The following is a 14,548-nucleotide window of genomic DNA, read 5'->3' on the forward strand; positions in this document are numbered from 1 at the left end:
CTATTTCCCCATCCGCTCGCGGCTGAGTCGCGCCAGCCATTCAGAGACCAGCAGCGATATCAGCGCCAGCACAATTGAGATAACGCACAGACGCGCCGCAGCACCTTCGCCACCTGGCGTCTGTATCAGCGTATACATGGCCGAAGGGATCGTCCGCGTTTCACCGGGGATGTTCGAAACAAAGGTAATGGTGGCACCGAATTCACCCAGCGAACGGGCAAAGGCCAGTACCGTACCGACAATAATGCCCGGCAGCGTGAGCGGTAGCGTAATGGTGAAAAAGACGCGCCAGCGCCCGGCACCCAGCGTGCGGGCGGCCTGTTCCAGTTTGATATCCACCCCTTCCAGCGCCAGGCGGATAGCCCTCACCATCAGCGGAAATGACATCACCGCCGCGGCCAGCACCGCACCGCGCCAGCTAAAGGCAAAGGTCAGCCCGAACCAGTCGTACAGCCATTGGCCGATAAACCCGCGTCGGCCCATGGACACCAGCAGCAGATATCCCACCACGACGGGCGGCAATACCAGCGGAAGATGGAGAACGCTGTCAAGTAGCGCTTTGCCGGGAAACTTACAGCGCACCAGCAACCAGGCAAAAAAGATCCCAAAGGGCAAACTTAGCGCAACCGCCAGGGAAGAGACTTTCAGGCTCAGCAGTACAGCCTGCCATTCAGGATCGGTCAATATCATTCGTGAGTCGTAAATCCATAACGTTTAAAGATTGCGGACGCTTCCGGCCCCTTCAGGTACGCCTGGAAGGCCGTCACGGTCGCATTTTTATGTCCATCAACAATCGCAACAGGATATTCTACTTTTTTGTGGGCGTCTTCCGGGAACGTGCCAACCACTTTGACCCCCTTGCTGGCAACGGCATCCGAGCCGTAGACAATGCCCAGCGGAGCCTCATTGCGCTCCACCAGCGCCAGCGCACCACGTACGTCTTCTGCCGGCGCCAGATCTGATGACAGTGTCTGCCACGCGCCCAGTTTCTGCAGGGCCTCTTTCGCGTAAATCCCAGCCGGTACATGGTCCGGATCGCCCACTGCCAGCCGGCCACCGTTCAGAAGACGCGTCCAGTGAGTCTCTTTGTTGATGGTGATGTCACCCTGCGGACTGGCTTTTGGCGCGACCACGACAAGGCTATTCCCCAGCAGCGTTTCGCGGGTTGTCGTATCCACGGCTTTCTTATCAACGGCGTAATCCATCCATTTCTGATCGGCAGAGATGAACAGATCGGCCGGTGCCCCCGCTTCTATCTGGCGCGCCAGTGTAGAAGAAGACGCGAAAGAGGAGACGACGTCGACGTTCTTCTCTTTTTTATACGCAGCAGCAATATCCTGCATCGCATTCGTCAGCGACGCCGCCGCAAAAACCGTAATTTTACCTTCGTCGGCCAGCGCGTGTCCGGTCAGCGAAAGTGCCAGCGTTGCCCCTGCGAAAAAGCGTAACCCTGTACGTGCCATCTGTAGCTCCTGTGAGTTTCGTTATATACACAATAATATAACGACAACGCCGGAGATATCCCAGCGTTAAATCGTACCGATCAAGAGGTACAATTACCGGATGCTTTAAATCATATCGGCGATGACGAAAAATACTTGAGAGCAAAACGCCCGGGCAAGCCGGGCGTTTTGTGGGGAATCAGTGCTGCTTTTTAGCGCGGTCTCTGTGACCAATGTTCGAAAAGACGTTGAACACTTCACCCAGGCCGTAGATGGCACCGAGGATGATGGCCATCACTACTGGTACCATGATCACGGCGAATACCAGACTTTTCAACAACTCTAACATGGTTTTCTCCAGATATTGTGGACGGCTTATTCTACCCTGAAAAGTAAGAAAAACATCCCCTTTTGTGCGGTCCCCTTTGCGCCCTGTGCCATTTGGTTCACAATAGCTCTTTTGTCAGGACACTCCGTTATGCAGGCTGAAATTCTCCTTACCCTACGACTTCAGCAGAAGCTTTTCGCCGATCCGCGACGTATCGCCCTGCTTAAACAAATAGAACAAACGGGTTCAATAAGCCAGGGGGCAAAGAACGCGGGCATTAGTTATAAAAGCGCCTGGGACGCGATCAACGACATGAATACCCTGAGCGAGCAGATGCTGGTAGAGCGAGCCACGGGCGGCAAAGGGGGCGGTGGCGCCGTGCTGACCCGCTACGGCCAGCGTCTGATTCAGCTTTATGACCTGCTGGCCCAGATCCAGCAGAAAGCGTTCGATGTGCTAAGTGACGATGATAACCTCCCGCTGGACAGCCTGTTAGCCGCCATTTCTCGCTTCTCACTCCAGACCAGCGCCCGCAACCAGTGGTTTGGCACGGTCACCGCGCGCGATAACGGGCAGGTCCAGCAACATATCGAGATCCTGCTTGCCGACGGCACCACCCGCCTGAAAGCCGCGATTACCGCCCAAAGCGGAGAGCGCCTGGGGCTGGATGAAGGCAAGGAGGTGCTGGTGTTGCTGAAAGCGCCGTGGGTCGCAGTGACGCGCGATGCCGAACGCGCCAAAGCGGCAGACAACCAGCTGCAGGGCACCATCCAGCACATTGAACGTGGTGAAGCGCAGTGTGAGGTCCTGATGACCCTGCCGGACGGCCAGGTGCTGTGCGCGACGGTTGCCCTGAGCGAGGCGCACGAATTAGAAGAAGGTGCTGTAGTCACCGCATATTTCAACGCAGACCGGGTAATTATCGCCACATTGTGCTGAGCGGATTGACAAGCGTGTCGACAGTGAGTATCCCTGACATCTGATGCTGCAAAAAATGGGATAAATCATGTCATCATTGCATATTTCGCAAGGTACGTTTCGTCTTGGCGATACCCGAACGCTGACGCTGCCAGATTTAACACTCCATGCGGGTGAAAGCTGGGCATTTGTGGGCACCAACGGAAGCGGCAAGTCCGCGCTGGCCCGAGCGCTGGCCGGAGAGCTCACCCTGCTTAAAGGTGAACGCCAGAGCCATTTTACGCGTACGACGCGCCTGTCGTTTGAACAGTTGCAGAAGCTGGTGAGCGATGAATGGCAGCGTAACAACACGGACCTCCTCAGCCCGGGCGAAGAAGACACGGGCCGCACAACGGCAGAAATTATTCAGGATGAAGTCAACAATCCTGCCCGTTGTCAGCAGCTGGCGGAGCAGTTTGGCATCACCGCCCTTCTCAACCGCCGCTTCAAATACCTTTCTACCGGCGAGACGCGTAAAACGCTGCTCTGCCAGGCGCTGATGAGCGAACCTGAGCTGTTAATCCTGGATGAGCCGTTCGACGGTCTGGACGTGCAGTCCCGCGCCCAACTGGCGGACCTGCTGGCCTCGCTTAACCAGCAGGGCTACACCCTTGTGCTGGTGCTTAACCGTTTTGATGAAATCCCGGATTTTGTGCAGAACGCCGGGGTGCTGGCGGACTGCAGCCTTACCGAAACCGGCGAAAAATCGGTACTGCTAAAGCAGGCGTTAATTGCCCAACTGGCGCACAGCGAAAAGCTCGACGGCATTACCCTGCCCGAACCCGATGCCCCTTCGGTACGTCTCGCTTTAGATCCCAATCAGCCGCGGATTGTGCTGCGTGACGGGGTGGTCTCTTATGACGATCGTCCGATCCTGAATCATCTCAGCTGGACGGTTAACCCGGGCGAACACTGGCAGATTGTCGGTCCCAACGGCGCGGGGAAATCGACGCTGCTGAGTCTGATCACCGGCGATCACCCGCAGGGCTACAGTAACGATCTGACCCTGTTTGGCCGCCGTCGCGGAAGCGGTGAAACCATCTGGGATATCAAAAAGCATATCGGCTATGTCAGCAGCAGCCTGCATCTGGATTACCGGGTCAGCACCACCGTACGCAATGTGATCCTCTCCGGGTACTTTGATTCCATCGGTATTTATCAGGCGGTATCGGACAAACAGCACAAGCTGGCCCAGCAGTGGCTGGATATTCTGGGGATGGACAACCGGGTCGCTGATGCGCCGTTTCACAGTCTGTCCTGGGGGCAGCAGCGTCTGGCATTGATCGTCCGGGCGCTGGTGAAACACCCGACCCTACTGATCCTCGATGAGCCGCTTCAGGGGCTGGATCCGCTGAACCGCCAGCTGATCCGTCGCTTTGTGGATGTGCTGATTGGCGAAGGTGAGACCCAGTTACTGTTTGTCTCACATCATGCTGAAGACGCACCGGCCTGCATCATGCACCGTCTGGAGTTTATCCCGGACGGGGAGCACTATCGTTACCTGCTGAGCAAAATCGATTAACTTCCGGAGGGCGCCGCCCTCCGCTTTTCAGATAACCTGCAGTGATACTCTTTTATCTCTTTGATCTATAATGCGACTGGATCAAAAAAAAGCGGGTTTGAAAAACAGTGTAAACGATTCCACTAATTTATCCCATGTCACACTTTTCACGTCTCTGTTATGCTATGGTTATTACATACCATAAGCCTAATGGAGCGAAATATGCGAGTTCTGGTAACAGGTGGTAGCGGTTACATAGGAAGTCATACCTGTGTGCAACTGCTGCAAAACGGTCATGATGTCATCATCCTCGACAACCTGTGCAATAGTAAGCGCAGCGTGCTGCCTGTGATTGAACGTCTTGGCGGAAAACAGCCGACTTTCGTCGAAGGTGACATCCGCAATGAAGCGTTGATGACCGAGATCCTCCACGACCATGCCATTGAAACGGTGATCCACTTCGCTGGCCTGAAAGCGGTCGGTGAGTCGGTCGCGAAGCCGCTTGAGTATTACGACAACAACGTCAACGGTACCCTGCGTCTTATCTCCGCCATGCGCGCGGCGAACGTCAAAAACTTCATCTTTAGCTCATCCGCCACCGTCTACGGCGATCAGCCTAAAATTCCTTACGTTGAAAGCTTCCCTACCGGTACGCCACAAAGCCCGTACGGCAAAAGCAAACTGATGGTGGAACAGATCCTGACCGACCTGCAAAAAGCACAGCCGGAGTGGAGCATCGCCCTGCTGCGCTACTTCAACCCGGTCGGCGCCCATCCGTCAGGCGATATGGGTGAAGATCCGCAGGGTATTCCAAATAACCTGATGCCGTATATCGCACAGGTGGCGGTGGGCCGCCGCGAGTCGCTGGCGGTATTCGGCAATGACTACCCAACCGAAGATGGCACCGGCGTGCGTGATTACATCCACGTTATGGATCTGGCCGACGGCCACGTGGCAGCAATGCAGCAGTTGGCCGACAAACCGGGCGTGCATATTTACAACCTCGGCGCCGGTATTGGCAGCAGCGTGCTGGATGTGGTTAACGCCTTCAGCAAAGCCTGCGGTAAGCCGGTCAATTATCACTTCGCCCCCCGCCGCGAAGGAGACCTCCCGGCATACTGGGCTGATGCAACCAAAGCCGATAAAGAGCTTAACTGGCGTGTTACCCGCACGCTGGATGAAATGGCACAGGATACCTGGCACTGGCAGTCTCGCCACCCACAAGGTTATCCGGACTAAGGATCCGTCATGACTTCATTCAATCCCGTCGATCATCCGCATCGTCGTTTTAACCCGCTTAGCGGGCAATGGATTTTGGTGTCTCCGCATCGCGCCAAGCGCCCCTGGCAGGGGGCGCAAGAGACGCCTGCAAAACAGACGCTGCCACAGCACGACCCGGACTGCTTCCTGTGTCCGGGCAACACCCGCGTAACGGGAGATAAAAACCCGGACTACAAAGGCACCTTCGTTTTCACCAACGATTTTGCCGCGCTCATGACCGACACGCCGGACGCGCCGCAGAGCGATGATCCGCTGATGCGTTGTGAAAGCGCCCGGGGAACCAGCCGCGTGATCTGCTTCTCGCCCGATCACAGCAAAACGCTACCGGAGCTTAGCGTTGATGCGCTGAAAGAGGTGGTGAGCACCTGGCAGGCACAAACTGCGGAGCTGGGCCAGACTTATCCGTGGGTGCAGGTATTCGAAAATAAAGGCGCCGCGATGGGCTGCTCTAACCCGCATCCACACGGGCAGATCTGGGCGAACAGTTTCCTGCCCAACGAAGCCGAACGCGAAGATCGCCTGCAAAAAGCCTATTACGCGGAAAACGGCTCCCCGATGCTGGTGGACTACACCCGGCGTGAACTGGCCGACGGTAGCCGTACTGTGGTCGAAACGGAACACTGGCTGGCCGTTGTGCCGTACTGGGCGGCGTGGCCCTTTGAAACGCTGCTGCTGCCTAAAGCACATGTTCAGCGCATTACGGATCTCAGCGACGCACAGCGTGACGATCTTGCGCTGGCGCTGAAAAAGCTGACCAGCCGTTACGACAATCTGTTCCAGTGCTCCTTCCCGTACTCAATGGGCTGGCACGGCGCACCGTTTAACGGCGAAGAGAATCAACACTGGCAGTTGCATGCCCATTTCTATCCGCCGCTGCTGCGTTCTGCGACGGTGCGTAAATTTATGGTGGGCTATGAAATGCTGGCGGAAACCCAGCGTGACCTGACGGCAGAACAGGCCGCAGAACGCCTGCGTGCCGTTAGCGATGTCCATTATCGCGAATCAGGAGTCTAATAAATGAGTCTGAAAGATAAAACACAATCCCTGTTTGCTGAAAAATTTGGCTACCCTGCCACCCACGTTATCCAGGCACCTGGCCGCGTAAACCTGATTGGTGAACACACCGACTACAACGACGGTTTTGTTCTGCCCTGTGCCATTGATTACCAGACGGTGATCGCCTGCGCAAAGCGCGATGACCACAAAGTGCGCGTGATTGCGGCGGATTACGGTAATGAGATGGACGAGTTTTCCCTCGATGCCCCGATTGTTATCCACGACAGCCAGCAGTGGTCCAACTATGTGCGCGGCGTGGTGAAACATCTGCAAAAGCGTAACAAGAATTTTGGCGGTGCAGATCTCGTCATCAGCGGCAACGTGCCACAAGGGGCCGGTTTAAGCTCGTCGGCATCACTGGAAGTGGCGGTAGGAACCGTCTTTCAGCAGCTGTACCATCTGCCGCTGGACGGGGCGCAAATCGCACTGAACGGCCAGGAAGCGGAGAATCAGTTTGTGGGCTGCAACTGCGGCATCATGGACCAGCTTATCTCCGCGCTGGGCAAAAAAGAGCATGCGTTACTGATTGACTGCCGAACGCTTGGAACCAAAGCCGTTCCCCTGCCAAAGGGTGCCGCGGTCGTGATTATCAACAGCAACTTTAAACGTACGCTGGTGGGCAGCGAGTACAACACCCGCCGCGAGCAGTGCGAAACCGGCGCACGCTTCTTCCAGCAGCCGGCCCTGCGCGACGTGACGCTTGATGAATTCAACAAAGTGGCGCACGAACTGGATCCGGTAGTGGCAAAACGCGTTCGTCATGTGCTGACCGAAAACGCCCGAACCGTTGAAGCCGCTTCCGCGCTGGCAAAAGGAGACCTGAAACGTATGGGGGAACTGATGGCAGAGTCCCACGCCTCCATGCGCGATGACTTCGAAATCACCGTTCCGCAAATCGACACCCTGGTGGAGATTGTCAAAGCGGTCATCGGCGATAAAGGCGGTGTACGCATGACGGGCGGTGGTTTTGGTGGCTGCATCGTCGCTCTGGTGCCGGAAGATCTCGTCCCGGCCGTCCAGTCGGCGGTGGAGAAACAGTACGAAGCCAAAACGGGCATTAAAGAAACGTTCTATGTTTGTAAAGCATCACAAGGAGCCGGACAGTGCTAAACGAAACGCCAACCCTCGCACCGGATGGTCTGCCGTATCGCCTGTTAACCCTGCGCAACAGCGCGGGGATGGTTGTTACGCTCATGGACTGGGGTGCCACCCTACTTTCCGCCCGCGTACCAATGCCAGACGGCAGCGTGCGCGAAACCCTTCTCGGCTGCGCCTCGCCTGAGCAGTATATCAACCAGGCCGCCTATCTTGGCGCGTCCGTCGGGCGCTATGCGAACCGCATTGCGAAAAGCCGTTTTGAGCTCGACGGTGTTCGCTACACGTTGCTGCCAAGCCAGGGTGAGAACCAGCTGCATGGTGGACCGGAAGGATTTGACAAACGCCGCTGGAAAATTGTCCAGCAAAACGACCGGGAAGTACTGTTTTCACTTGACTCGCTGGATGGCGACCAGGGATTCCCGGGTAACCTTACCGCGTTTGCACGCTTTACGCTGACCGACGACAACCGTATCGCCATTGAATACCGTGCGACGGTCGATAAGCCGTGTCCGGTCAACCTGACCAACCACGCCTACTTCAATCTGGACGGTAACCAGTGCGATGTGCGTAACCATAAGCTGCAGATCCTTGCGGATGCCTATTTGCCGGTAGACGAGATGGGCATTCCGTATCAGGGGCTGAAGCCCGTGGAAGGTACCAGCTTTGACTTCCGCAACGCAAAATCCATCGCCCAGGATTTCCTGAGCGATGACGATCAGCGCAAGGTGAAAGGTTACGACCACGCGTTCCTGCTGCAGGCACAAGGCGATGTTAAACAGCCTGCTGCACAGGTCTGGTCTGCGGATGAAAAACTGCAGATGACGGTCTACACCAGCGCCCCTGCCCTGCAATTCTACTCAGGTAACTATCTTGGCGGGACAACCGCACGAGAGCACGGCGAGTACAGCGACTGGCAAGGTCTGGCGCTGGAAAGCGAGTTCCTGCCGGACAGCCCGAACCATCCCGAATGGCCACAGCCGGACTGTGTGCTGCGCCCGGGTGAAGAGTACGTCAGCGTCACCGAGTATCATTTTACTCCGCACGCTTAACCTCCGGCCGCAACATCGTCAGCCCTCCCCTGGAGGGCTTTTTTCTGCACGCCTTGCTGAAAATAGCGCCAATCGCAGACAAAATCATAACCCTGGATTCACAAGCACCTTACACTCAGAGACTATTTTCGCTATGGTTAGGGTTAAGCGTTGCTGCTGGCACGGCCACGGCAATATAATGAGAATTGTTATCATTCTAAAAATGCTTGAGGAGTAAGAGATGGCTATTACTAAGCTGGTTCTGGTGCGCCACGGCGAAAGCCAGTGGAACAACGAAAACCGCTTCACCGGTTGGTACGACGTTGATCTGTCTGAGAAAGGCGTAAGCGAAGCAAAAGCAGCAGGTAAACTGCTGAAAGAAGAAGGCTTCAGCTTTGATTTTGCTTACACCTCTGTGCTGAAACGTGCCATCCACACCCTGTGGAACGTGCTGGACGAGCTGGATCAGGCCTGGCTGCCGGTTGAGAAATCCTGGAAACTGAACGAGCGTCACTACGGTGCGCTTCAGGGTCTGAACAAAGCCGAAACCGCTGAGAAGTACGGTGACGAGCAGGTTAAACAGTGGCGTCGCGGCTTCGCGGTAACCCCACCAGAGCTGACCAAAGATGACGAGCGCTATCCGGGCCACGACCCGCGTTACGCGAAACTGACCGACGCTGAGCTGCCAACCACCGAGAGCCTGGCGCTGACTATCGACCGCGTTGTTCCTTACTGGAACGAAACCATTCTGCCACGCCTGAAAAGCGGTGAGCGCGTGATCATCGCCGCTCACGGTAACTCCCTGCGCGCGCTGGTGAAATACCTGGACAACATGGGTGAAGACGAGATCCTCGAACTGAACATCCCGACTGGCGTACCGCTGGTGTATGAGTTCGACGAAAACTTCAAGCCAATCAAACACTACTATCTGGGTAACGCGGATGAGATCGCAGCGAAAGCCGCGGCTGTTGCGAACCAGGGTAAAGCGAAGTAATTTTCGCCGGACATAAAAAAAGCGCGGAGCCTTCCGCGCTTTTTTATTTGTGCCGGAAGAATCAACCGCGACGGGCTTTTACCGCATTCGCCAGCTGACGCAGGATGGCGTCGGTATCTTCCCAGCCAATGCAGGCATCCGTCACGCTCTTGCCATAGACCAGCGGCTCGCTGCCTTCGAGGTTCTGGTTACCCTCAACCAGATGGCTTTCAATCATCACCCCTATCACCGCTTTCTCGCCGCCAGCAATCTGCTGACAAACATCTGCGCCGACTTCCATCTGCTTTTTAAACTGCTTGCTGGAGTTGGCGTGGCTGCAGTCGATCATCACCTGAGGCGGCAGCCCCGCTTTTTCCAGCCCGACCTTCACTTCCGCGACATGTTTTGCGCTGTAGTTAGGCTCTTTACCGCCGCGCAGAATGATATGGCAGTCACCGTTACCGCTGGTGTTAACAATGGCAGAGTGACCCCATTTGGTCACGGACAGGAAGCAGTGTGGTGCCCCCGCCGCATTGATGGCGTCAATAGCGACTTTGATGGTGCCATCGGTACCGTTTTTAAAACCCACCGGGCAAGAGAGGCCGGACGCCAGTTCACGGTGAACCTGAGATTCAGTGGTACGCGCGCCAATGGCGCCCCAGCTCATCAGGTCTGCCAGATATTGTGGCGTAATCATATCCAAGAACTCACCGGCGGCTGGCAGGCCACTGTCGTTAATCTCCAGCAGCAGCTTGCGCGCAATACGCAGGCCGTCGTTAATCTGGAAGCTGTTGTCCATATGCGGATCGTTAATCAGCCCTTTCCAGCCAACGGTGGTGCGCGGCTTTTCAAAGTACACGCGCATCACAATTTCCAGCTCATTTTTAAGCTCTTCGCGCAGCTTAAGCAGTCTCGCGGCATACTCTTTTGCCGCGGCAGGATCGTGGATTGAGCACGGGCCAATCACCACCAGAAGACGATCGTCATTACCTTTCAGGATCTTGTGGATCGCTTTACGAGCATGAGAAACCGTGTTTGCGGCATTTTCAGTGGCGGGGAATTTCTCAAGGAGTGCTACAGGAGGTAATAACTCATTGATCTCTTTAATGCGTAAATCGTCGTTCTGATAATTCATCTTCTTTCCAGCTCTGCCATATCTTTAGTAATGAAAGCAATCCTTTCAATCTATCTTGTCGACCAGGAAGTGTAAACACGGTTTTACACTTCACGCAGATAATTCCTGGAATTCGCCTAAAAATCGCCACAAAATAGCGAAAAACGAGATCTAACCTAAGCTTTTTAACTGTAACAACCATTTTTGCTTTATTAAACGCGATTCCCTACTGACGTAAGTCCGTCTGGCGGGATCTTTCGCCTCTGAAAAAGATGCACTGTTGGAGAATGTTATCCAGCGTAACGACAAGAACAGGAGCACCATGATGAAAATGACGAAACTGGCAACTCTCTTCCTGACGGCAACCCTCACCCTGGCAAGCGGCAGCGTTCTTGCGGCTGAAACGAGCTCATCGGGTAACGGCGATGCTAACGCGGCTGCGTCAGCAGGCCAGGTGGCCCCTGATGCCAAACAGAATGTCGCCCCGAACAATGTCGATAACAGCCAAATCAATAACGGGAACACCAACACCGGCGGCACGATGCTGCACCCTGATGGTACCGACTCCGGCACCATGAATCATGACAATATGAGCAAGGATGAGGTTCACAAAAATACAATGTGTAAAGACGGCCGTTGCCCGGACGCGAATGACAAAGTGGGCGATGATGCCAATACCAAAACGGATGGTACAACCCAGTAACCGGTTAGGGATTTAACTGCGAAAGGAGAGCTCAGGCTCTCCTTTCTTTTTGAGTAACTTATTAAAAACGCTACACTAATAATAATAACGAATCAGGAAAGATAACATGGCTCACACGCATTCCCACGCCTCCGGCGACGACAACGCTAAACGCCTGCTGCTGGCCTTCGGCGTTACCGCCACCTTCATGATTATTGAGGTCATCGGCGGTTTGATCTCCGGCTCCCTGGCGCTGCTGGCTGACGCCGGACATATGCTTACCGATGCAGCAGCGCTGCTTTTTGCCCTACTGGCCGTACAGTTTGCCCGTCGTCCTCCTAATGCACGCCATACGTTCGGTTGGCTGAGGCTGACGACGCTTGCCGCGTTTGTTAATGCGATTGCGCTGGTGGTCATTACCCTTCTTATCGTCTGGGAGGCCATTCAGCGCTTCAGACACCCTCAGCCGGTCGCCGGGATGACAATGATGGCGATCGCCGTGGCGGGGCTGCTTGCCAATCTTCTGGCCTTCTGGATTTTGCATCGCGGCAGTGGTGAAAAGAACCTTAACGTACGCGCCGCGGCTCTGCATGTGATGGGAGATTTACTGGGCTCGGTGGGAGCCATAGTTGCCGCACTGGTGATCCTCTACACCGGCTGGACGCCTGTCGACCCTATTCTTTCTGTACTGGTCTCGTGTCTGGTGTTACGCAGCGCCTGGCGGCTATTGAAGGAGAGCGTCAATGAGTTGCTGGAGGGGGCGCCCGCCTCTGTGGATATCGCCGAGTTAAAGCGTAATCTGCATCGTTCAGTTCCTGAAGTACGTAACGTCCACCACGTACACGTCTGGCTGGTGGGCGAGAAACCGGTTATGACGTTGCACGTCCAGGTGATCCCGCCGCACGACCACGATGCGCTGCTCGAACGCATCCAGCACTTTCTTGAACATCACTATGAAATTGGTCACGCGACCATCCAGATGGAGTACCAGCCCTGTAACGGGCCGGATTGCCACCTGAATGAGGCGCAGTCCGACCATTCACATCATCACCACCACTAACTGGAGAGCGCGTGAGAGCCTCGCTCACGCGCGCTGTTAATCCACATCCGGCTTCCGTTCAGGGCAATGAAGGTCAACAGCAGATATTCCAGAGACATCGCATAGACGCCCTGCAGGGCGAAAATTACCACGCTGATGACATTGATGATGACCCACAGCAGCCAGTTCTCAACGTATTTACGGGTCATCAGGATCATCGCCGCAATGGACAACACCATCATGCAGGAATCCCAGAACGGGAAAGCATCCGGCTGAAGCACAGGCATTGTCACCTGTAACCCGATGCCGGACATGGCCGCCACAGCAATGCGGGTCAGGAAAGCAAATACCGGGTTGATGTAGACCGTCATTAAACCAATGGCGACCACACACGCGACAAACCAGGCGATGGCTTTCGGCAAGGGTAACCAGCGGATCTGCAGCTCGGCCTCCTGCTGGCTGTTCTGCCGAGACCACGCGTACCACCCGTAGATATTGGCCGCAAAAAAGAAAAGCTGCAAAAGCAAGCTTGCGTAGAGCTGGATCTGGAAGAAGATAATCGCAAACAGCGTAACGTTGATGAGCCCGAACGCGTAATTGCTGATCTTCTCCAGGCTTGCGAGCCAGATACAGAGTAATCCCGCCAGCGTGCCAACGGCCTCAATCCATGACAGGTCATAGCCACCTGCACCAATCGGTATATGAACCAGAATGTTTTGTGTGCTAAAAAAATCCATCTTTTCCCCGGGACGTAGTGAATTAAGTACGTAGTGTAGCCGCAAAATCCAGCATGCGGTTAAGTGGAACTAACGCGCCTTCACGCAGAGCGGCATCCACATGGATCTCATGCGCCGCACCGCCGGTTTCTAACCCTTCGGCAATCGCTTTCAGGCCGTTCATCGCCATCCACGGACAGTGCGCACAGCTGCGGCACGTGGCTCCCTCGCCTGCGGTTGGCGCTTCGAGGAGCTCTTTCTCCGGCACGGCCTGCTGCATCTTGTAGAAGATACCGCGATCGGTCGCCACGATAAGCTGCTTATGCGGCAACGTTCTGGCAGCATTAATAAGCTGGCTGGTTGAACCCACGGCATCGGCCATGTCGACAATCGACTGCGGTGATTCAGGATGAACAAGAATAGCGGCATCAGGGTAAAGCGCCTTCATGCGGGACAGTGCCTGCGTCTTGAACTCGTCATGAACGATGCAGGCGCCCTGCCAGCAGAGCACGTCTGCCCCGGTCTGCTTCTGGACGTAGCTTCCCAGATGGCGGTCGGGTGCCCAGATAATTTTCTCACCCAGGCTGTCCAGGTGCTCAATCAGTTCAACGGCGATGCTCGACGTAACAACCCAGTCTGCGCGCGCTTTCACTGCAGCGGACGTATTGGCGTACACCACCACGGTCCGGTCAGGATGGGCATCGCAGAAGGCCGAGAATTCGTCAATCGGACAGCCGAGATCCAGTGAACACTCCGCGTTCAGCGTTGGCATCAGGATGGTTTTTTCAGGGCTAAGGATTTTTGCCGTTTCCCCCATAAAACGCACCCCCGCAACCAGGAGCGTGGAAGCAGGATGTTTTGCACCAAAGCGCGCCATCTCCAGAGAGTCAGAAATACAGCCTCCGGTCTCTTCCGCCAGCTGCTGGATTTCCGGGTCGGTGTAGTAATGTGCCACCATCACGGCATCTCGCTCTTTGAGAAGACGCTTGATTTTCTCACGGTAGAACTGCTTTTCATCCATGCTCAGCGGAACAGGCTTCGGCGGGAAGGGATAGATTGCGGCTTCAGGATCAAACATCACGCTCATTATGGCTTCTCGTTTTACTGGCTTAACAATATTGCCTTTCTTTTGCCTGACATAGCAAAACGCAGGGCAACTGTGTTTTGTATACTAAACAAGATAGCGAATCTGGAGTGAAAAGTCACCGGGAATAGATGTGCGGAGCATTTGTTGTATTGCAGATAGCAAAAAAGCGCCTTTAGGGCGCTTTTTAACATTGGTGGGTCGTGCAGGATTCGAACCTGCGACCAATTGATTAAAAGTCAACTGCTC

The 14,548-nt window shown here is 55.2% G+C and carries 15 protein-coding genes; 9 read left to right on the forward strand and 6 right to left on the reverse strand.

The features are described from left to right. The 3 genes from modB to HX884_RS08315 form a co-directional block, all read right to left on the reverse strand. A complete protein-coding gene (gene modB / locus HX884_RS08305; protein ID WP_013097514.1) occupies positions 1 to 690 on the reverse strand; it encodes a molybdate ABC transporter permease subunit in 690 nt (229 codons plus the stop codon). Further along, entirely contained in the window at positions 687 to 1,463 is a 777-nt protein-coding gene (gene modA, locus HX884_RS08310) for a molybdate ABC transporter substrate-binding protein (protein WP_038418921.1), read from the reverse strand. The genes modB and modA overlap by 4 nt, the downstream gene beginning before the upstream one ends. Positions 1,464 to 1,641: 178 nt before the next feature. Then, positions 1,642 to 1,791 (reverse strand): AcrZ family multidrug efflux pump-associated protein, encoded by a 150-nt coding sequence (locus HX884_RS08315; RefSeq protein ID WP_013097516.1) that lies wholly within the window; start codon positions 1,789 to 1,791, stop codon positions 1,642 to 1,644. A 129-nt stretch (positions 1,792 to 1,920) separates the two neighbouring features. Between HX884_RS08315 and modE the strand changes: the two genes are divergently transcribed. The 7 genes from modE (at position 1,921) to gpmA (ending at position 9,685) form a co-directional block, all read left to right on the forward strand. Continuing rightward, the gene (gene modE / locus HX884_RS08320; RefSeq protein ID WP_040020659.1) at positions 1,921 to 2,709 is read left to right on the forward strand and encodes a molybdenum-dependent transcriptional regulator; all 789 of its coding nucleotides are present in this window, start codon (positions 1,921 to 1,923) and stop codon (positions 2,707 to 2,709) included. 67 nt (positions 2,710 to 2,776) lie between these two features. Further along, the gene (gene modF, locus HX884_RS08325; protein ID WP_178327969.1) at positions 2,777 to 4,249 is read left to right on the forward strand and encodes a molybdate ABC transporter ATP-binding protein ModF; all 1,473 of its coding nucleotides are present in this window, start codon (positions 2,777 to 2,779) and stop codon (positions 4,247 to 4,249) included. 201 nt (positions 4,250 to 4,450) lie between these two features. After that, positions 4,451 to 5,467: a UDP-glucose 4-epimerase GalE gene (gene galE, locus HX884_RS08330; protein ID WP_023622345.1), complete on the forward strand. Its 1,017-nt coding sequence runs from the start codon at positions 4,451 to 4,453 to the stop codon at positions 5,465 to 5,467. A 9-nt stretch (positions 5,468 to 5,476) separates the two neighbouring features. Continuing rightward, entirely contained in the window at positions 5,477 to 6,523 is a 1,047-nt protein-coding gene (gene galT, locus HX884_RS08335) for a galactose-1-phosphate uridylyltransferase (protein ID WP_013097520.1), read from the forward strand. A 3-nt stretch (positions 6,524 to 6,526) separates the two neighbouring features. Next, on the forward strand, positions 6,527 to 7,675 hold the full coding sequence (gene galK / locus HX884_RS08340; protein WP_013097521.1) for a galactokinase: 1,149 nt from the start codon (positions 6,527 to 6,529) through the stop codon (positions 7,673 to 7,675). Continuing rightward, positions 7,669 to 8,712: a galactose-1-epimerase gene (gene galM, locus HX884_RS08345; RefSeq protein ID WP_013097522.1), complete on the forward strand. Its 1,044-nt coding sequence runs from the start codon at positions 7,669 to 7,671 to the stop codon at positions 8,710 to 8,712. The genes galK and galM overlap by 7 nt, the downstream gene beginning before the upstream one ends. A 220-nt stretch (positions 8,713 to 8,932) precedes the next feature. After that, a complete protein-coding gene (gene gpmA / locus HX884_RS08350; protein ID WP_008501111.1) occupies positions 8,933 to 9,685 on the forward strand; it encodes a 2,3-diphosphoglycerate-dependent phosphoglycerate mutase in 753 nt (250 codons plus the stop codon). Positions 9,686 to 9,746: 61 nt separating this feature from the next. Here gpmA and aroG read toward each other — a convergent pair whose 3' ends face one another. Then, the gene (gene aroG, locus HX884_RS08355; protein ID WP_178327970.1) at positions 9,747 to 10,799 is read right to left on the reverse strand and encodes a 3-deoxy-7-phosphoheptulonate synthase AroG; all 1,053 of its coding nucleotides are present in this window, start codon (positions 10,797 to 10,799) and stop codon (positions 9,747 to 9,749) included. 304 nt (positions 10,800 to 11,103) lie between these two features. On the opposite strand from aroG, the gene HX884_RS08360 reads away from it, so the two are divergent. Together HX884_RS08360 and zitB are read left to right on the forward strand one after the other, a co-directional pair. After that, complete coding sequence (locus HX884_RS08360) at positions 11,104 to 11,481, forward strand: YbgS-like family protein (protein ID WP_020685076.1); 378 nt, start codon at positions 11,104 to 11,106, stop codon at positions 11,479 to 11,481. Between the two features lie 106 nt (positions 11,482 to 11,587). Beyond that, entirely contained in the window at positions 11,588 to 12,520 is a 933-nt protein-coding gene (zitB, locus tag HX884_RS08365) for a CDF family zinc transporter ZitB (RefSeq protein ID WP_013097525.1), read from the forward strand. Here zitB and pnuC read toward each other — a convergent pair. Both pnuC and nadA read right to left on the reverse strand, forming a co-directional pair. After that, complete coding sequence (gene pnuC, locus HX884_RS08370; RefSeq protein WP_020685075.1) at positions 12,517 to 13,236, reverse strand: nicotinamide riboside transporter PnuC; 720 nt, start codon at positions 13,234 to 13,236, stop codon at positions 12,517 to 12,519. The two genes, zitB and pnuC, sit on opposite strands and share 4 nt — an antisense overlap. 22 nt (positions 13,237 to 13,258) lie before the next feature. After that, positions 13,259 to 14,302 carry a quinolinate synthase NadA gene (nadA, locus tag HX884_RS08375; RefSeq protein ID WP_029882503.1) on the reverse strand — a complete coding sequence of 348 codons (1,044 nt, stop codon included), beginning with the start codon at positions 14,300 to 14,302 and terminating at the stop codon, positions 13,259 to 13,261. Positions 14,303 to 14,548: the final 246 nt, after the last annotated feature.

The organism is Enterobacter sp. SECR19-1250 (assembly GCF_013391025.1).
GTDB classification, from domain to species: Bacteria; Pseudomonadota; Gammaproteobacteria; order Enterobacterales; family Enterobacteriaceae; genus Enterobacter; species Enterobacter cloacae.

Coding starts and splice junctions, on each gene's coding strand:
- modB (WP_013097514.1), bottom strand. CDS start 690: ATGATATTGACCGATCCTGAATGGCAGGCTGTACTGCTGAGCCTGAAA.
- modA (WP_038418921.1), bottom strand. CDS start 1,463: ATGGCACGTACAGGGTTACGCTTTTTCGCAGGGGCAACGCTGGCACTT.
- HX884_RS08315 (WP_013097516.1), bottom strand. CDS start 1,791: ATGTTAGAGTTGTTGAAAAGTCTGGTATTCGCCGTGATCATGGTACCA.
- modE (WP_040020659.1), top strand. CDS start 1,921: ATGCAGGCTGAAATTCTCCTTACCCTACGACTTCAGCAGAAGCTTTTC.
- modF (WP_178327969.1), top strand. CDS start 2,777: ATGTCATCATTGCATATTTCGCAAGGTACGTTTCGTCTTGGCGATACC.
- galE (WP_023622345.1), top strand. CDS start 4,451: ATGCGAGTTCTGGTAACAGGTGGTAGCGGTTACATAGGAAGTCATACC.
- galT (WP_013097520.1), top strand. CDS start 5,477: ATGACTTCATTCAATCCCGTCGATCATCCGCATCGTCGTTTTAACCCG.
- galK (WP_013097521.1), top strand. CDS start 6,527: ATGAGTCTGAAAGATAAAACACAATCCCTGTTTGCTGAAAAATTTGGC.
- gpmA (WP_008501111.1), top strand. CDS start 8,933: ATGGCTATTACTAAGCTGGTTCTGGTGCGCCACGGCGAAAGCCAGTGG.
- aroG (WP_178327970.1), bottom strand. CDS start 10,799: ATGAATTATCAGAACGACGATTTACGCATTAAAGAGATCAATGAGTTA.
- HX884_RS08360 (WP_020685076.1), top strand. CDS start 11,104: ATGAAAATGACGAAACTGGCAACTCTCTTCCTGACGGCAACCCTCACC.
- zitB (WP_013097525.1), top strand. CDS start 11,588: ATGGCTCACACGCATTCCCACGCCTCCGGCGACGACAACGCTAAACGC.
- pnuC (WP_020685075.1), bottom strand. CDS start 13,236: ATGGATTTTTTTAGCACACAAAACATTCTGGTTCATATACCGATTGGT.
- nadA (WP_029882503.1), bottom strand. CDS start 14,302: ATGAGCGTGATGTTTGATCCTGAAGCCGCAATCTATCCCTTCCCGCCG.